Here is a 17,598-nt window from a genome sequence, read left to right on the forward strand (position 1 = left end):
CAAATATAAAATCTTGAATACTGTTTTTCATTTTTATTCCTTTGAATTAAGGTGCGGGTCCAATTAAGACAAGGCTACGCGGACGCTCAACATACCCCTCTCGACCATCGGGAATAATTTCCACAAGATCAATCTGTGTAGGCGTAATTTTCACAATTCGCCCCTGATTCACCCCCATGTAATTTCCGACTTGCACACGCTCAATTTCACCATCTGGCGTCTGGATTAGCCCCAAAATTTGCCCAGACTGATTACGCATACTCCCCTTCATATTCAAGGATTCTAAAGCATAACTTTCTAATGGCTGCGACTGACGCGAGAAATTCGGATACACTCGCTTACCCGACATAATTTTTAATTCTGCTGCCAAAGAACTCGGCATAAACGGACTTTTCAATTGATGTGCTGCATAATTGAATGTCGGTACAGGTGGAAAAACAGGTGCTGGCTCAATCGGCAAAGGTTGCTGATTACGAATATTTACCATTTCCATGTTCACCGCATCAATACGTGAATCACACCCCACCAAAACCAATCCAAACATCAAAGCAAATGCTATTTTTTCAAATTTCATTTCTTCGCTCCTTCTGGAGTAACTTGAGCAGGTGGCGTTGTGGTTTTTGCATCAGCTGCCGCAGCTTGATTCTCTGTATTACCTATATAGCGATAGGTACGTGCCTTCGCAACATAAGTCACTTGCGGAATTTCAGATTTTTTATCTGTACTAATTGAAGAACTGATATCAAAATCATGTAAGGTCACAATTCGAGGTAATGCAGCGATGCCACTCGCAAAAGAACCAAAGGCATGATAATCACCTGTCGCTTCAATACTAATTGGCTGCTCAACAAAAAACTCTTGTTTGACTTCAGGCTCTAAACGGATATTTTTAAATTTCAACCCAGAATTTACGCCTGTCACGTTAATATCTTCAACCAGACCAGGAATTTCAGTTTCCTTCGGCAATTGCTCCAGTTGTTGATTAAAGTTCGCCTCCATCTCCTGCAACTGGGCTTGGTATTGTTGCAAATTACGCAACTTTGAATCTTTCTCTCTGAATTCATTCAGTAAGTTTTGCTCTTGTGCATGTGCGCTAGAAATCGCATCTAACTGTGGCTTGATCACCACAAAATAACCAACAGCACCAATTAAAAAGACAATAAAAAGCCAGCAAGTAATTTTGACCGATAAAGGCCAACTGCCATAATTATTCGGATCCAACGTATTAAATTGTTGAAAAAACTTATCCACTGTCATTTTTTTCTTAGGTTTAACGACAGCCTCTTGATTTAAATCATCAAACTCATCACGACTCATTTTGCTGCCCCCGCTGTTGAACTAGCTGCTGCATTTGCATCATTTGCCGCTACAGCCATAGAACCCGCAGCTTCATTCGCTGCCTCTGTAGGCATAGCAATCTCATCCAGATCCGCAGTCACCACAAAGCTGCCATAACTATCCTCAACACGAGGAACAACAGAACTCGGCGCTTTATTTTTATTATCTTCCACAGCCAGGAAGGAATTCATAAAAGCATTGCGATACCAAGCAGAAGCTTCTAAATTACGTAAAAATTCAGCCACCGCATTTGGACTTTCTGCCTTACCTTCAATGGTAAATTTATCGCCAACACGAGTGAACTTAGTAATATATAAATTCGCAGGAACTACACGCGCCATCTCATCAATTAAACGCACGGCAATTGGACGTTGACTTTGCAGCCCCTGAATCAACTTCATACGTTCTACAATCGCATTACGTTGCTCTTGCAAACCTTCTAAAGATTTTAGTTGCACATCCAAGTTTTGATTGGTACTGATAATGAGCTGATTCGCTTGTTCTTGGTCTTCAAGCTTATAGTTGTAATAGAACCATGCCCCTACAACCAATAACACCCCAATTAAAGCCACCCCAATACAAATCACAATAAATTCTTTTTTTCGTTTCTCTCTCAGCTCATCACGCCAAGGGAGCAAGTTAATCTTTGCCATTAATCAAAACTCCTCAATGCTAGACCACACGCCACCAAGAGAGAGGAAGCATCATTTTCAATTTTTTTAATATCAATTTTTGGCGAGAAACCCATTTGTAAAAATGGATTTGCAATCGTGACACGATATCCCAACTTTTGTTGCAATAACTTGGCCAAACCTGGAATATTGGCATTTCCGCCCGCCAATAAAATATGATCAATTTCATTAAACTGCGAAGATGAGAAGAAGAACTGCAAAGAACGTGCAGCCTGTTGCACCACGGCTTCAAGAAACGGCTCTAAGACTTCCACGTCATAATCATCAGGCAAAGTACGGCTTTTTTTGGCACGTCCCGCTTCTTCAAATGACAATCCATAACGATTTTGGATTTCTTGGGTCAATTGCTTTCCACCAAAAACCTGCTCACGGCTATAGATAATTTTGTCATTCTGCATGACCGATAAAGTGGTCATGGTATGCCCAATATCTAAAATACCGACGGTATTCACCCCCATCGGCATAGTATCAGAGAAGACCTTATAGACGTTTTCCATTGCGAAGCTTTCAACATCCGCAATTTTAGGCGTGATTCCAGCCAGTTCCAGCACTTCTGAACGCGCTTCAACATTTTCTAGACGTGTTGCCACCAAAAGCACATTGACCCGATTCGGGTTGGCTAAACGATCTGGCAAAACTTCAAAATCAAGGCTGACTTCGTCTAAAGGGAATGGAATGTATTGTTCAGCATCCATACGGATTTGAACTTCACGCTCATCATCCGTCATATCCGCATCCATCTCGATGATTTTACTGATCACCATAGACGTCGGAATGGCAATTGCTGCTGCATGTGATTGAACATTTGCTAAATTTAAAGCGCGCTCCAAAGCCTCCCCAATAGCTTCAGGATTCAAAATGTTCTTTTCAACAACGCTGCCTTCTGGTAACGGGACCAAAGCATAGCTTTCTACCCAATAGCGACCGTTTTTTACAGACAGCTCTAACAACTTAACAGAAGTGGAACTAATATCTACTCCTATTAACCCCTTATTTGGCTTACGATATAACCTGAGCACAATACTATTCCTATTATTTTTTTATCCCCAATAGAAGTAACTAACTAACTGGCTGCGGTCTATAATTTTATACGGATACAATAACTCATTAACAATCCGTATCTGTAAACGGCTATACTGACCACCAATTAGTTTGCCATTAGCTCCTATTAAAACTTACTTGTTATGAAAAAGCTATCTTGTTCAGGCCGTGTTCATCCATTTTTTTTGATCATAATTATAGTTTTGGTCGCAATTCCTATGGGGTTTTATGGCATGTATCTCTATATTGCCCCCTCTTTGCCTGAAATGAGCATCTTAAAAAAGGCTCCCTTATTAAAACCATTACAAGTTTATAGTGCAGATCAGCAACTTATTGCAGAATATGGTGGCAAACTTTCTGTTCCTGTTGAATATGATCAAATTCCAAGAACCTTTATTCATGCTTTTTTAGCTGCAGAAGATTCCGCTTTTTTTGAGCACAGTGGAATTAGCTTTAAAGGTTTGGGACGTGCCGTGAGTGAGAGCATTACTGGCTCGAATGTACAAACAGGTGGCTCGACCATTACCATGCAAGTGGCAAAGAACTATTACCTGAGTCCTGAACGCACACTCAAACGCAAACTGACCGAAGTTTTTCTTGCCCGAAAGATTGAACAAAATCTAAGTAAAGAAGAAATTCTAACCCTGTATGTAAACAAGATTTTTCTGGGTAAAAATGCCTACGGCATTGCTGCTGCTGCCAAAATTTACTACAACAAAAATTTAGAAGATTTAAGTATTGCCCAAATGGCCATGATTGCGGGTCTTCCCAAAGCCCCTTCAAAATACAACCCCGTTGCCAATCCTGAACGTGCATTAGAGCGTCGCAACTGGATTTTGGGTCGTATGCTGCAATTGGGCTATATCAACCAAGAGCAATATCAAAATGCGATTGCTGAACCGATCAATCTAGACATGCCTGAACGCGGTGTCAGCAATCAATTTCCTTATGTCGGCGAAATGGTCCGTGCAGAATTGGTGAGTAAATTTGGGGAGCAAGCGATTGATTCTGGCTATAAGGTTTACACTACTATCAATAGCCAACGCCAATTTTTTGCTGAACAATCTGTACAAGATGGTTTAGAAGCCTATGATCAACGCCATGGTTGGCGCGGTGCCGAAGCACACGATAAAGATTTAAAGCAATTTACTGCTTATGCCAATACCTATCCTGCCAAAGTCAGTAAAGTAAATGACAACTCTTTTGACGCCTTCATGCAAGATGGCTCTACCGTAACTGTACCTTGGTCAGGAATGTCTTGGGCGCGCGCTTATCGCAATGCCAACAGCGTCGGCCCTGCACCCAGTCGTGCTTCTCAAATTGTAAAAGTCAAAGATATTGTGCGCTTAAGACCGAATGCAGACAAAACCTCATGGTCGCTGGTACAAATCCCGAAAGTCCAAGGACAACTGATTGCACTCAATCCAAATAATGGTGCAATTGAGGCTGTGGTCGGCGGATACAATTTTTATCAATCCAAATTTAACCGAGCTTTACAAGGTTGGCGTCAACCTGGTTCAACCATTAAACCCTTTGTCTACGCTTTGGCTTTAGAACGTGGCATGACCCCTTTTACCATGGTCAACGATAGCCCCATTACCATCGGAAAATGGTCACCCCGAAATTCAGATGGGCGCTATTTGGGCATGATTCCTTTACGTCGTGCTTTATATTTGTCCCGAAATACCGTCTCAGTACGTTTGCTGCAAGCAGTAGGCATTGAGCGCACGCGCCAATTGTTTATGGATTTCGGTTTACAAGAAGATCAAATTCCAAATAACTACACCATTGCTTTAGGTACACCGCAAGTATTGCCCATTCAAATGGCAACAGGTTATGCCACATTTGCCAATGGTGGTTACCGCATTCAACCGCATTTTATTGATCGCATTGAAGATGCCTATGGCAAGGTGATTTACCGCGCCAACCCTGAATATGCCTGCATTGAGTGTATCAATGAACCTGTAAAAGAATCATCAGAAAGCACGCCTGTCACTCCTGATGACGAAGTGATTGAAGTTACCAATCAATCCACCGAAGCAAAGATAACAGAACCCCATGCAGCCAATGCGGAATACCGTCAAGCCCAACGAATTTTAAAATCCAGCTCTGCCTTTGATATGGCGAACATCCTCAAAGATGTTATTCAACATGGTACAGGGCGCGCTGCACTTAAAATTGGGCGCGATGACTTAGGTGGTAAAACAGGAACCACCAATGATGCCAAAGATGCATGGTTTGCAGGCTTTAATGGTAAATTGGTCACGGTGGCATGGGTCGGCTTTGACCAACCCACCACTCTCGGTCGACGTGAATATGGTGGCGTTGCCGCATTACCCATTTGGACCAGCTTCATGGACAATGCCTTGAAAGGCACACCATCGGCTTGGGTACATTTTGACAAAGATGCTAAGGCACCTACACTACATAATGATACCCAATTTATTGAAGGCGAAACCAAAAAAGATTACCGCTCATCACCACCACTGGCACAACCTTTATATCGTCCTAAACCAGCAGCTCCTGCACGTGCACCTGAGCGAGACTTTGATGATTTGCCAGACGAAGAAGCTTTGCTTCCAAGTGATCAAACTCCGCCTGCAATGCAACCGAATGCTCCAAGTAAGAAATCAGATGCCATTGAACATTTGATTGATCAATTTCAATAGCAGATCTTAGTCACCGAATAAAAAGCCCGCATTATTTAAGCGGGCTTTTTATATATATTTATTTCTTTTGAAATAAATAGAGCTGGAATTGTGCCGTCACTTTAAACTCAGCTAAAGCCTCTAAAGCACTTCTTCGATCTACTTTCGCTTTGTAAGCATAGGGTGTCATTGCAATCAGGTTTTTGAGCTGCTGCTGTGGCAGCGTTAAATCTGCACTCACCACGTGCGACTCAATGAGTTCAAAATCCTGCGCCAACTGCTGCACAAACTTATTTGGCTCGTGTGGTTTTACCTCTTCAAATAAAGCCTCACGAATGGCAAATAAATGTTCAGGTGCTGGTGTCACCACCAATAAATAACCCTTATCCTTCAGTACACGTAATATTTCTTGCTGAGGAATCGGACTAAACAAGCTACTGCACAGATCGATGGATTGATCTAATACAGGCAAAGTTGCCCCCGTGCCCACCACCCATGTCACATCTGAATTCAGTTTAGCCGCAACTTGCACCGCATTTTTCGCAATATCCACACCAACACATTGCATCACCTCTGCCTGCATCGCATCGGTGTAATAACCTTCTCCACAGCCAATATCCAAAAGATTTTCAATGCGAAGCTGACGTAGTTTTTCAACCACAGCTTGCTGTAAAGGTGCATAAAAACCTGCGCTTAAAAATGCGCGACGAGCTTGTACCGACTCGGGTGTATCGCCCGGGGTTTTGCTGTGTTTATGCTGCACTACGTGCAAATTCACATAACCCTGCTTGGCAATATCATAGCTATGACGATGCTCACATTGCCACGTTTTATCCACCAAATTTAATTTCTCACGACATACAGGGCACATGAGCAGATTCATCATTTTCTCCAATAATCGATCAACGAAAATAAAAAGGTCGGCATATGCCGACCTGATTTTCGCGGATTTTGCTTAACGCAATTTTAAGGTCATCAGACCCAAAACCACCAGCATAATTGTGATAATCCAGAATCGGATAACCACTTGGGTTTCTCGCCAACCCTTTTTCTCATAATGATGATGCAAAGGTGCCATCAAGAAGACACGTTTATTCCGCATTCGTAACGAGCCAATTTGCAAGAAGACCGAAATCGCTTCTACCACAAATACACCGCCCATAATCGCAAACACGATTTCTTGACGAACCATCACTGCAATGGTACCTAGCATCGCTCCAAGTGATAAAGCCCCCACATCCCCCATAAAGACTTGGGCAGGATGTGCGTTATACCAAAGGAAGGCTAAGCCTGCACCAATCATTGCAGCACAAATCACCACCAATTCAGACGAATATTTCACATAAGGAATATGTAGATAATTGGCAAAACGGACATCACCCGCCAAGTAAGCAAATACACCTAAACCTGCTGCAACCAAGACAATCGGCATAATCGCCAAACCATCTAAACCATCGGTCAGGTTGACTGCGTTGGAAGCCCCGTTAATCACCAAATAGGTAAAAAGAATAAAGCCAATCCCCAAAGGAATAATCGACAATGGAATACTGAGATTTTTAAAGAATGGGATCAGCAAATCCAGCATATTTGCCGTATGAATTGGGTTCTCTTGTTGCTTGGCAATTACATACAACGCAATTCCTGCACCTAAAGATGCAACTGACGTCCAGAAAAATTTCTTCCGTGCTGGCAAACCTGCATTGTCTTTATAACGGATTTTAATCCAGTCATCCGCCCAACCTACAGCACCAAAAATAACCATAACAGCCAAGACGATCCACACATAAGGGTTGGATAAGTCTGCCCAGAGCAGGGTCGAAATTCCAATCGAAAGCAGAATCAGCACCCCACCCATGGTTGGTGTGCCCATCTTTTTGGCATGGTTTTCAGGTGCATAGGTACTAACGGCCTGACCATATTTTAAGGCTTGTAACTTACGGATCATGACTGGACCAAGCACCAATCCAATGGAGAGTGCGGTCAAAACACTCAGCAGTGAGCGTAATGTTAAATAGCGTACGACTTGGAATGAGCTGTGATAGCCCGCAAGCTGTTCAAATAACCATAACAGCATTTTAGAGTTTCTCCATCAAGTCAGTCATCAAGGTTTCCATATGGGTATAACGAGAACCTTTAAACAGGAAACTCATCGACTGGGGTTGATGTGTTTCGACTAAACTAATTAAAAAAGGTAAGGCTTGTTCTTGACTCAAGAAGGCCTGTAATTTCTTACCATATTGGGTACTGCGTGCACCTTCTTGTGTAGCTGGCGAGAACTCCCCCACAGCCACAACAAAATTAATGCCTTTGATCGAGACCAAATCTCGACCTAACATATAGTGTTGTTGCGCAGCACTTTGACCCAATTCACCAATGTCGCCAATGACCATCACGCGCACACCGTCTTGTTGCGCGAGCACTTCGCCCGCTGCACGCATTGAGGTTGGGTTGGCATTGTAAGTATCATCAATGAATAGATAAGGTGCTTGCTGAATAAAATTCAAACGCCCTTTGGCACCTTGTGCTTGCTCAAGACCGAGCACGATATCATCTAAATCAATACCAATCGCAAGCGCAAAGGCAACAGCGGCTGTCGCATTCTGCACATTATGCTCACCAGCAAAGGGTAAATTTACAACTCGTTCACCCTGTGGCGTATGCAGGTTAAAACGCGCTGATTGCGGTTGTAGCTGTACATCCGAAGCATATAGATCACCGCCCTGACCAAAACTCAACTCGTGCTCGGTTTGCACGACTTGGCGAATTTGATCAATAAAGTCATCTGCCGCAGGCACAATCGAGGTACCCGATGAGGCAATATGTGCATAAATTTCAGATTTGGCACGGCAAATGCCTTCTCGTCCGCCAAACTCACCCAAGTGCGCCGTGCCAATATTGAGAATACCGGCCACCTGCGGTTGAACCAAGTTTGAGGTGTAATCAATTTCCCCTTGGTGGCTTGCTCCCAACTCCATGACGGCATAACGATGCTCCGCACGTAACTCCAACAACATCATGGGTACACCCAAATCATTGTTTAAATTACCGCGCGTAATCAAGGTCGGAGCCAGCCGCGACAAAATACTACCTAGCATTTCTTTGGTGGTGGTTTTACCACTACTACCCGTCAAGGCAATCACTTTTAAGTCTGGATATTGCGCACGACGGTAAGCACCCAAATGCCCTAAAGCCAAACGGGTATCGGGCACAACCAACTGAAATATATCTGCATCTACAGGATGACTGACGATTGCCACTTCACAACCCTGCGCGATGACTTTTACGACAAAATCATGTGCATCAAAACGCTCACCTTTGAGCGCTAAAAATGCATCCCCTTGTTCCGCATGACGTGAATCAGTCAAAATTCGTTTAATTTCACCACTGGGCTGTCGATCATGCAGCCAATAACCTTGGGTCGCTTCCAACAATTCTGCCGCAGTCCACGGCTGTAACGGATCTGTACTGGTCGTTGAAGTATGCATCTTATTTCCTATTGTGCGGGATAGGCTGAATCTGTGGCGAGATGTTGTGCATCAATTGCCGCCTGTACTTCAACCACATCATCAAACCAGTGACGAACCCCTTCAATTTCTTGATAGTTCTCGTGCCCTTTGCCTGCAATCACCACAATATCACCCGCTTGCGCAGTTTTGACCGCAAATTTAATTGCTTCTCGACGGTCATGTATCTCATGTACCACATGGCCTGAGAAATCAATACCCGCCTTCATATCGGTAAAAATCTGTTCAGGATTTTCGGTCCGTGGATTATCTGAGGTTAACAACACCACATCAGCACCATTTAAAGCCGCTTGAGTCATCAATGGTCGTTTACCTCGATCCCGATCACCACCACAACCAAACACCGCCCATAAATTCCGTTCAACATGACGTTTCAAGGTGGTTAAAACTTGTACCAAGGCATCTGGTGTATGTGCATAATCCACCACAAATAAGCGTGCATCATCACGAATGACCTGCATACGCCCTGGTGCGCCTTGCAACTGAGGTACTGTCGCAATCAACTGTGCCAAATCAAACCCAGCGTGCTGTGCCACGATTAAACTTGCCACTAAATTTTCGATGTTAAAATGCCCCAGTAGCGGGCTTTTTACCTCAAACAGACCTTGTGCGCTTACTAAGTTGAAGTGTGCACCCGATAGACTGTACTGAATATCCTGAACTTGATAATCCGCAGTTTGGGTCATGGAATAAGTGAGAATTTTCGGCTGTGCAGGATTGGCTTGTGCTGCCGCCAACATGATCGATGCATATTCATCATCAAGATTAATCACCGCAACCTTCAAAGACTCAAATTTAAACAACAACGATTTAGCTGCTGCATAAGCTTCGAGCGTCCCGTGATAATCCAAATGATCACGGCTTAAATTACTATAAGCCGCAATTTCAATGGCACAACCCGTTAAACGACCTTGTTCTAGACCATGCGAACTTGCTTCAATTGAAGCAAATTTTGCCCCTTGTTGCGCATAACTATGCAAAGCATTTTGCAGTTGCAAGGCATCTAAAGTTGTATGTGAAGAACTTTCTAAATGCGGAAGAATACCATTGCCTGTGGTTCCCATTACCGCACAGGGCTGGCCCTGTAACATCAATAGCTCTGCGACCAAGCGTGAAATCGTAGTTTTACCATTGGTTCCCGTTACCGCCAAAATCTGCACAGCTTGGGTTGGAGATACAGCCTGCAAATATTGTTGTTGCCAGATACCCATTAAATGACGTACTTCAGGCACAACCAGACTTGGGGTAACACCTAGCTCAGTTTCACTAATAATAGCCACAGCACCTTTGTCCAATGCTGCCTGCGCAAATTGCACCGTTTTTTCAGGTTGGCTCAAACTGTTCAAGGCAATAAAGATTTGCCCTGCTTGCACATAACGACTGTCCAAGCAAAAACCTTGGAACGGTTGACTCATCCATCCAGTGATTTGATCAGCAGGATGCAGTTCTTGAAATGTAATTGACATTCAGCACCTATTACTGGATTTTGGGTGTGTCTAAAGGCTTATCTAAAGGCACATTCATTAAACGGAGTGACTCTTGCATCACTCGGGCAAAGACAGGTGCAGCAACCAAGCCGCCATAATATTGACCTTGCGGGTTTTCCACCACCACAAAGATCGCCAAACGTGGATCACTCACAGGTGCAACCCCTGAAAATAGTGCACGATACTCTTTTTCCGAATACCCTTTACGATCCGCACGTAGTTTATGTGCAGTTCCTGTTTTACCCGCTACACGGTAACCCGGAATATTGGCTTGACGTGCTGTACCGCCTGGTAGCGTCACGGCTTCCATCATCAACAACACTTGATCGGCAATTTTCCGATCAATCATTTGCTGACCTTTCGGTGGCTCTTCTAGCTTATACAAACTCAGAGGTACTTTGACTCCATGATTGGCCAACATGGCATAAGCATCGACCATTTGCAGTACTGTGGCGTTAATACCATAGCCATAAGCCATGGTCGCAACCTCTGACACATTCCACTTGCTTGGTGGAAGTACCATACCTGAACTTTCACCTGGGAATTTGACGGCCGAACGCTGCCCAAAACCCACGCGCTTTAAAAAGGTCGGTAAAGTTGAATACGGTAAAGATAAAGCAATTTTCGCCACACCCACGTTGGAAGATTTCTGAATAATCCCAGCTAACGTCAGTTGCCCATAGTTATGCGTATCACGAATGGTATGGTTACCAACACGCATAGATCCTGGCGAAGTATTCACCACCGTGGTTGGCATGTATTTACCTGTTTCCAATGCCATAGCAACCGTTAAAGGTTTCATGGTCGAACCTGGTTCAAACATGTCCGTTGCGCCACGGTTACGCATGGCATCTTTATTGGCCAAACCATTTTTATCATTTGGGTTATACGACGGCCAACTGGTCATCGCCAAGATTTCACCCGTTTTCACGTCTACCGCAATAGCCGATGCTGAACGTGCATTGTTTGCCACACCTGCCGCAGTAAGTTCACGGTATAAAATGTATTGCAGGCGCGAATCGATACTCAGGGTAATATTTTCCCCTGACTCTACCTCTTTCACCACTTCTGGGTCTTTTACGCGGTTACCTTTCTTGTCACGCACCACTTGCTGCTCACCATCAACACCTGCAAGACGTTTATTGAGCTGCATTTCCAAGCCTTCAATCCCGATCCCTTCACTATTGGTTAGACCAATAATTTGTGCATTTGGTTGTGGCTGCGGGTAATAACGCTTATAGTTTTTCTCGGTGTACACCGCTTGAAACTCGCGCTTTTCAATTAATTCTGCCTGCTGTGGCGGAATCTCTTTTTGCAGCACTAAATAGCGAGAACGAGGACGTTCATATAGCTTTTTCTTGAGTTCTGCCCGATCCATCCCGACCGCATCAGCCAATTCATCCAGATTGAGGTTCTTTTCTGGCAATTGGCGCTTTAATTTTCGGTTATGTGGATCTTTCGCCAATTCAGCGGTAATTTCATCAAATAACTTTTTATTATCAAAATAATCACGTGGATCAATCACGACTTTCATGACAGGTGTACTGATTGCCAAAGGCACACCATGGCGATCATAAATCACCCCGCGCATGGCTTTGAGTGTTTCAGTACGTAAAATATTAGCATTGGCTTTATTTTGTAAAAAGTCATGGTTAATCACTTGCACATAAAATGCACGACCAACCAATGCCAAAAAGCATAATAACACCACGGCCCACATAAGATAAAAACGCCACATTTCTACACTAATGGCATTTTTATCCGTAATCGACTGCTGCTTCTTACGTGGTTGCTTGGTCTGCTTGTCTACCATATACAGCTAGCCTTATTTATTGTCATCTGAAGTCATTGGTAAAGAAATTACAACCGTTTGCGCGGCAGGTGGAGAATACATACGTAACTGGGTCACGGCACGAGTCCCGATTTGTGCCGTTGCACCAAAGGTTTGTTGCTCAATCAACAAACGCCCCCACTCTGCATTTAAGTCATCACGCTCACGCATAAATGAACTCAGCTCACGATAATCATGTCGATATTCAAACACCTGAAAAACCACCATGATTGCGCTGATGAAAACCAAAATTAACATACAGGCATAAGTGATATATTTTTTCGTCCGCAATTTTTCTGCTTTCTTTTCAACTGCTTCAGTTTTCATAGTTCGCCTTTTAAACTAAGCGTTCCGCAACACGAAGCCAAGCACTGCGCGAGCGTGGATTGGCCTTCACTTCTTCTTCACTCGCACGAACGCGTGCTATTTTTTTCAAACGACGGGTATCTTGCTGTTGTTGTGGTAGCCCCCATCCTGTGTCTTCTGCCAAAGTCGATTCTTTTTGAATAAATTGTTTAATCAGTCGATCTTCCAATGAGTGGAAACTAATCACGGCCAAACGAGCTTCTGGTTTTAATACCTCAACTGCCTGAGGCAAGAAAGCTTCAATATCTTCTAATTCTTTATTAATCGCAATACGTATTGCCTGAAATGTACGCGTTGCCGCATGTTTATTTTTTTCCCACTTCGGATGCGCAACTTTCACAATTTCTGCCAACTGACGCGTAGTGTCAATCTGCCCTGCCGCTTTAATTGCTTTGGCAATGCGGCGGCTATAACGTTCTTCTCCATACTTGAAAATCACATTGGCCAAGGCTTCTTCTTCAATCTGCATCAACCACTCTGCTGCGGTCGGACCTTGCGAATTATCCATACGCATGTCCAAGGGACCATCCTGCATGAAGCTAAAACCACGTTCAGCCTGATCCAACTGCGGTGAAGAAACACCTAAGTCTGCCATGACACCATCAACTTGCATTAACCCTAAAGTGGCAAGCTCGGGTTGTAAATCTGCAAAACTGGCATGAATAATGTGAAAACGAGAATCTTCCGCCGCTAATTCAGCCGCCACTGCAAGCGCTTGTGGATCTTTATCGAAAGCATAGACTTTAGAATTTGCATCGAGTTTTGAAAGCAGCAAACGGGTATGTCCACCTCGACCAAAAGTGCCATCGACATAAATCCCTGTATTCCGACCTGCCAACAAGGCATCCACAGTTTCATGAAGTAATACAGAAATATGAGACATAACAGTGCAATCAAAGTACCAAAAATTTAACTGCACATTATTACCTTGTTTTAACAAAGCTCCAAACGTCTTTTTGTAGGGAAATATTACTTTCTATAGAGAAAACCGTTTCTATTGTATTCCCTAAGCAAAAAAGCCTCCTTTGGAGACTTTTTTGTACTATTTTAGGTCTGCTTAATTGGCTTGATTATAAATCTGATCAAAAATTGCACCATTCACAAAGTGCGTTTGTTGCGCTTTTGCCCAACCGCCAAATACATCTCCAATCGTAAAGAGTTTAAGCTTCGGAAATTGTCCAGCATACTTGGCTGCTGCTTGTGCATTACGTGGGCGAAAATAGTATTTTGCCGCTAAATCTTGCCCCTTCGGAGAATATAAGTAATTTAAATACCCCTTAGCTAAGTTGCGATTGCCATCTTTATCAACGGTTCGATCAACAATGGCGACTGAAGGTTCCGCCAAAATAGAAATCGAAGGATAAACAATTTCAAACTCGCCTTTGCCCAAACCTTTGGTTGCCAACAAAGCTTCGTTTTCCCAAGACAGCAATACATCACCTATGCCACGTTCAGCAAAGGTGGTTAAAGAACCTCGCGCACCCGAATCCAACACTTTGACATTGTGATAGAGGTTTTTAACCAACTCACGTGCTTTGGCATCATTCCCGCCAGGTTGTTTTAGGGCATAACCCCATGCCGCCAGATAAATCCAACGTGGTGCACCGCCTGTTTTTGGGTTGGGGGTAATAATTTCAACGCCCGGTTTAACCAAATCATTCCAGTCCTTAATCTGCTTAGGATTGCCCTTGCGCACCAAAAAAACGACGGTAGAAGTATAGGGTGCCGAATTATTTGGAAATTCCTTTTGCCAATTTTTATCGATATAACCAGCTTTGACAATTTCATCAATATCATTGGCCAAAGCTAAAGTTACGACATCGGCTTCTAAACCTGTTGCCACAGCGCGTGCCTGCTTGCCAGAACCGCCATGGGATTGTTTAAATTCAATCTCCTGTCCCGTACGCTGCTTCCAATACTGACCAAATTCTTTATTGTATTCTTGATAAAATTCACGGGTCGGATCATAAGACACATTCAAGAAACTTTTTGCTGCAAAGGCTTGCCCCGAAACCCCAGCTAGAATTGCAATTCCCCATGCAAAGAAAGATTTATTCATTGTTGAACTCTAATGACTGTTTTTTGCACTATATTTTTAATAAAAAGTTTTCACAATCACGTGGCTATAATCATTTATTCATAGTTTTTCTGATTTTAAGATATATAAAATGTTGCAATATAAGCCAAAAATTATGCTGAAATCATGTCATGAAATGTTCTAAAATTTGTCACAATATTACAATCTCCATGTTGTCTCCATATTTATTTGCTACAACAACAATACGTGGATATTACTGTTATCATTCAGCGTAAAATCACTTAGATTTTCTTATCTTTTTGTAAAAAGTGTGACGTAAGTCTACTTTTATGTTTCTAAAGATGTTTAAATTGTAGTTATAGTATGTAGAACACTATTTTATAAAAAAGTTCTCAACGTGTTGAGTTAAAGGGGAATTCGCGATGAACTTACACTATTTTCAAGCCATTTTTCTCAGTATAGGCTTAGGTTTAATGGCTCAGTCGGGTCATACGGCTGCAATTAAAGCCACCCTGAACAAAAGTGCAGCACCTGAAAAGGTCTCTTTGATTGAAAAAGCACTCAATCAACAAAAGCAAGGTGACAATTATTTGCAGGCAGACAACAATTTAAAAGTACTGACAGCAATTAAAGTTGCACCGACCCAAAGTTTCTTTGCAACGCAAAACGAACGCTTCTCACGTTTCTTACAAGCAATTTTCCCGCAAAATAATTCTTGATTCAAACCACCAATTTTTTCCCCTAAGAAATTGGTAAAAAGCCCAGTCACAAATGTTGAATTAAGCATTAAGTGATTGGGCTTTTTCGTTATAATAGCCCCAGTTTATCTTTTGAAAATATTGTTATGACTATTCGTACCCGTATTGCTCCCTCACCTACAGGGTTTCCTCACGTAGGAACTGCCTACATCGCGTTATTTAACATGTGTTTTGCAAAAAAGCATGGCGGCGAATTTATCTTACGTATTGAAGATACCGACCAACTACGCTCAACCCCTGAATCTGAAAAAATGATTTTAGATTCTTTACGTTGGTTAGGTTTGAACTGGTCTGAGGGACCAGACGTGGGTGGACCTCACGCACCTTACCGCCAATCAGAGCGTATGCATATCTACAAACAATATGCTTTAGATTTGGTTGAAAAAGGTCATGCATTCTACTGCTTCGCAACGGCTGAAGAACTGGATCAAATGCGTGAAGAACAACAAGCGCGTGGCGAAACACAAAAATATGATGGCCGTGGCTTAAAACTCACCCAAGAAGAAGTACAACGTCGCCTTGCAGCGGGTGAGCCACACGTGATTCGGATGAAAGTCCCAGAAGAAGGCGTGTGTAAAATTAATGACTTATTGCGCGGTGAGGTTGAAATCCCTTGGGCGCAAGTCGACATGCAAGTGTTATTAAAAACCGATGGCTTGCCAACTTACCACTTGGCAAACGTGGTTGATGACCACTTAATGGAAATCACCCATGTGCTTCGTGGTGAAGAATGGCTACCATCTGCACCAAAACACCAGTTACTTTACCAATATTTTGGCTGGGAAATGCCAACACTGTGCCACATGCCATTGTTGCGTAACCCAGACAAATCAAAACTGTCTAAACGTAAAAATCCAACGTCTATCAACTACTACCGTGACATCGGTGTTTTGCCAGAGGCCTTATTAAACTACTTGGGTCGTATGGGCTGGTCGATGCCTGACGAACGTGAAGTGTTTACTTTAAATGACATGATTGAACACTTTGATGTAAAACGTGTATCTTTAGGCGGCCCCATCTTTGATGTGGAAAAACTGAATTGGCTAAATGGTCAATGGATTAAAGGACTGACTCCAGGTCAATTACTGGATCGTCTATTAAGCTGGAAAAGTGACCGCAATACCTTAGAAGATATTGCTGCTGCAATTCAACCACGGATTCACTTGTTGTCTGAAGCTGTGAATTGGGCTGGTTTCTATTTCAACCACATGCCGCAAATTAGCAAAGAACAGTTTGAAAGCAAAAAATTGACTGAAGAACAAGTGCGTCAAAGTTTGCAGTTTGCCATCTGGCGTTTAGAAAGCCAGTTCGCTTGGAACAATGATACGGTGAGCCAAATTCTGATGGATTTAGCCAATCAGATGAACATTAAACTCCGTGATTTCATGCCAGCTTTCTTTATTGCAATTGCAGGTTCGACTTCTTCGACCCCAGTCATGCAATCGATGGTGACTTTGGGTCCAGACTTAACCTTCGCTCGTTTACGCCATGCACTGGAAATTGTAGGCGCACCGAGCAAAAAAGAAGCGAAAGTATGGGAAAAATTGAATGAAAGCCTAAAATTGCCGAAAAATGATGCAATTGAACAGGCCTAATTAAATTAGCTGTTGACGTGTGAGCGGAATATCCCTAATATTGCGCTCACACAGACTGGGGTCATAGCTCAGTTGGTAGAGCGCTACAATGGCATTGTAGAGGTCAGCGGTTCGATCCCGCTTGACTCCACCAAAAAATCGTTTTACCTGTGTTGCCTCATAAGTCCCTATCGTCTAGAGGCCTAGGACATCGCCCTTTCACGGCGGTAACCGGGGTTCGAATCCCCGTAGGGACGCCAAATTCAAAAAAGCCACTGTTCAACAGTGGCTTTTTTATTGC

Annotated in this window: 15 protein-coding genes and 2 tRNA genes; 5 read left to right on the forward strand and 12 right to left on the reverse strand. The window is 43.1% G+C overall.

The features are described from left to right. Nucleotides 1–46: 46 nt before the first annotated feature. From E0H87_RS13465 to E0H87_RS13480, 4 genes are read right to left on the reverse strand one after another with little or no spacing between them, the layout of a single operon-like run. Complete coding sequence (locus tag E0H87_RS13465) at nucleotides 47–574, reverse strand: pilus assembly protein PilP (protein WP_131264630.1); 528 nt, start codon at nucleotides 572–574, stop codon at nucleotides 47–49. Continuing rightward, complete coding sequence (locus E0H87_RS13470; protein ID WP_131324057.1) at nucleotides 571–1,317, reverse strand: type 4a pilus biogenesis protein PilO; 747 nt, start codon at nucleotides 1,315–1,317, stop codon at nucleotides 571–573. The genes E0H87_RS13465 and E0H87_RS13470 overlap by 4 nt, the downstream gene beginning before the upstream one ends. Further along, entirely contained in the window at nucleotides 1,314–1,991 is a 678-nt protein-coding gene (locus tag E0H87_RS13475) for a PilN domain-containing protein (RefSeq protein ID WP_131324058.1), read from the reverse strand. Before E0H87_RS13475 ends, E0H87_RS13470 begins: the two co-directional genes overlap by 4 nt. Then, a complete protein-coding gene (locus tag E0H87_RS13480) occupies nucleotides 1,991–3,049 on the reverse strand; it encodes a pilus assembly protein PilM (RefSeq protein WP_131324059.1) in 1,059 nt (352 codons plus the stop codon). The genes E0H87_RS13475 and E0H87_RS13480 overlap by 1 nt, the downstream gene beginning before the upstream one ends. A 165-nt stretch (nucleotides 3,050–3,214) precedes the next feature. On the opposite strand from E0H87_RS13480, the gene ponA reads away from it, so the two are divergent. Continuing rightward, nucleotides 3,215–5,740 carry a penicillin-binding protein PBP1a gene (gene ponA / locus E0H87_RS13485; protein ID WP_131324060.1) on the forward strand — a complete coding sequence of 842 codons (2,526 nt, stop codon included), beginning with the start codon at nucleotides 3,215–3,217 and terminating at the stop codon, nucleotides 5,738–5,740. Nucleotides 5,741–5,798: 58 nt separating this feature from the next. On the opposite strand, the gene E0H87_RS13490 is transcribed toward ponA, so the two are convergent. The 8 genes from E0H87_RS13490 to E0H87_RS13525 form a co-directional block, all read right to left on the reverse strand. Then, nucleotides 5,799–6,602: a putative RNA methyltransferase gene (locus E0H87_RS13490; RefSeq protein WP_131324061.1), complete on the reverse strand. Its 804-nt coding sequence runs from the start codon at nucleotides 6,600–6,602 to the stop codon at nucleotides 5,799–5,801. 72 nt (nucleotides 6,603–6,674) lie between these two features. Further along, entirely contained in the window at nucleotides 6,675–7,793 is a 1,119-nt protein-coding gene (gene mraY, locus E0H87_RS13495) for a phospho-N-acetylmuramoyl-pentapeptide-transferase (RefSeq protein ID WP_131324062.1), read from the reverse strand. A gap of 1 nt (nucleotide 7,794) precedes the next feature. After that, nucleotides 7,795–9,204, reverse strand: coding sequence for a UDP-N-acetylmuramoyl-tripeptide--D-alanyl-D-alanine ligase (locus E0H87_RS13500; protein WP_131324063.1), 1,410 nt, complete (start codon nucleotides 9,202–9,204; stop codon nucleotides 7,795–7,797). An 8-nt stretch (nucleotides 9,205–9,212) separates the two neighbouring features. After that, entirely contained in the window at nucleotides 9,213–10,709 is a 1,497-nt protein-coding gene (locus E0H87_RS13505; protein WP_131324064.1) for a UDP-N-acetylmuramoyl-L-alanyl-D-glutamate--2,6-diaminopimelate ligase, read from the reverse strand. Nucleotides 10,710–10,719: 10 nt separating this feature from the next. Continuing rightward, nucleotides 10,720–12,543: a penicillin-binding protein PBP3 gene (gene ftsI, locus E0H87_RS13510; protein ID WP_131324065.1), complete on the reverse strand. Its 1,824-nt coding sequence runs from the start codon at nucleotides 12,541–12,543 to the stop codon at nucleotides 10,720–10,722. Nucleotides 12,544–12,555: 12 nt separating this feature from the next. Continuing rightward, nucleotides 12,556–12,819 carry a cell division protein FtsL gene (ftsL, locus tag E0H87_RS13515; RefSeq protein WP_227547364.1) on the reverse strand — a complete coding sequence of 88 codons (264 nt, stop codon included), beginning with the start codon at nucleotides 12,817–12,819 and terminating at the stop codon, nucleotides 12,556–12,558. Between the two features lie 79 nt (nucleotides 12,820–12,898). Beyond that, nucleotides 12,899–13,810: a 16S rRNA (cytosine(1402)-N(4))-methyltransferase RsmH gene (gene rsmH, locus E0H87_RS13520; RefSeq protein WP_131324067.1), complete on the reverse strand. Its 912-nt coding sequence runs from the start codon at nucleotides 13,808–13,810 to the stop codon at nucleotides 12,899–12,901. A 174-nt stretch (nucleotides 13,811–13,984) separates the two neighbouring features. Further along, entirely contained in the window at nucleotides 13,985–14,986 is a 1,002-nt protein-coding gene (locus E0H87_RS13525; RefSeq protein ID WP_131324068.1) for a sulfate ABC transporter substrate-binding protein, read from the reverse strand. A 401-nt stretch (nucleotides 14,987–15,387) separates the two neighbouring features. Between E0H87_RS13525 and E0H87_RS13530 the strand changes: the two genes are divergently transcribed. From E0H87_RS13530 to E0H87_RS13545, 4 genes are all read left to right on the forward strand, one after another. After that, nucleotides 15,388–15,684, forward strand: a complete 297-nt coding sequence (locus E0H87_RS13530) for a hypothetical protein (protein WP_131324069.1) — start codon at nucleotides 15,388–15,390, stop codon at nucleotides 15,682–15,684. 125 nt (nucleotides 15,685–15,809) lie between these two features. Further along, complete coding sequence (gene gltX, locus E0H87_RS13535; RefSeq protein WP_131324070.1) at nucleotides 15,810–17,318, forward strand: glutamate--tRNA ligase; 1,509 nt, start codon at nucleotides 15,810–15,812, stop codon at nucleotides 17,316–17,318. A 57-nt stretch (nucleotides 17,319–17,375) separates the two neighbouring features. Then, nucleotides 17,376–17,451, forward strand: a tRNA-Ala gene (locus tag E0H87_RS13540). 30 nt (nucleotides 17,452–17,481) lie between these two features. After that, nucleotides 17,482–17,557 (forward strand) — tRNA-Glu (locus E0H87_RS13545). The last annotated feature ends 41 nt before the right edge of the window (nucleotides 17,558–17,598 follow it).

This window comes from Acinetobacter sp. ANC 4178 (assembly GCF_004331175.1).
In the GTDB taxonomy this organism is placed as follows: domain Bacteria; phylum Pseudomonadota; class Gammaproteobacteria; order Pseudomonadales; family Moraxellaceae; genus Acinetobacter.

Excerpts from the sequence above, each read along its gene's own strand:
- E0H87_RS13525 (WP_131324068.1), bottom strand. The coding sequence starts at position 14,986 with ATGAATAAATCTTTCTTTGCATGGGGAATTGCAATTCTAGCTGGGGTT.
- E0H87_RS13470 (WP_131324057.1), bottom strand. The coding sequence starts at position 1,317 with ATGAGTCGTGATGAGTTTGATGATTTAAATCAAGAGGCTGTCGTTAAA.
- E0H87_RS13505 (WP_131324064.1), bottom strand. The coding sequence starts at position 10,709 with ATGTCAATTACATTTCAAGAACTGCATCCTGCTGATCAAATCACTGGA.
- rsmH (WP_131324067.1), bottom strand. The coding sequence starts at position 13,810 with ATGTCTCATATTTCTGTATTACTTCATGAAACTGTGGATGCCTTGTTG.
- E0H87_RS13500 (WP_131324063.1), bottom strand. The coding sequence starts at position 9,204 with ATGCATACTTCAACGACCAGTACAGATCCGTTACAGCCGTGGACTGCG.
- ftsI (WP_131324065.1), bottom strand. The coding sequence starts at position 12,543 with ATGGTAGACAAGCAGACCAAGCAACCACGTAAGAAGCAGCAGTCGATT.
- E0H87_RS13490 (WP_131324061.1), bottom strand. The coding sequence starts at position 6,602 with ATGAATCTGCTCATGTGCCCTGTATGTCGTGAGAAATTAAATTTGGTG.
- ponA (WP_131324060.1), top strand. The coding sequence starts at position 3,215 with ATGAAAAAGCTATCTTGTTCAGGCCGTGTTCATCCATTTTTTTTGATC.
- gltX (WP_131324070.1), top strand. The coding sequence starts at position 15,810 with ATGACTATTCGTACCCGTATTGCTCCCTCACCTACAGGGTTTCCTCAC.
- ftsL (WP_227547364.1), bottom strand. The coding sequence starts at position 12,819 with ATGTTAATTTTGGTTTTCATCAGCGCAATCATGGTGGTTTTTCAGGTG.
- E0H87_RS13475 (WP_131324058.1), bottom strand. The coding sequence starts at position 1,991 with ATGGCAAAGATTAACTTGCTCCCTTGGCGTGATGAGCTGAGAGAGAAA.
- E0H87_RS13530 (WP_131324069.1), top strand. The coding sequence starts at position 15,388 with ATGAACTTACACTATTTTCAAGCCATTTTTCTCAGTATAGGCTTAGGT.
- mraY (WP_131324062.1), bottom strand. The coding sequence starts at position 7,793 with ATGCTGTTATGGTTATTTGAACAGCTTGCGGGCTATCACAGCTCATTC.
- E0H87_RS13465 (WP_131264630.1), bottom strand. The coding sequence starts at position 574 with ATGAAATTTGAAAAAATAGCATTTGCTTTGATGTTTGGATTGGTTTTG.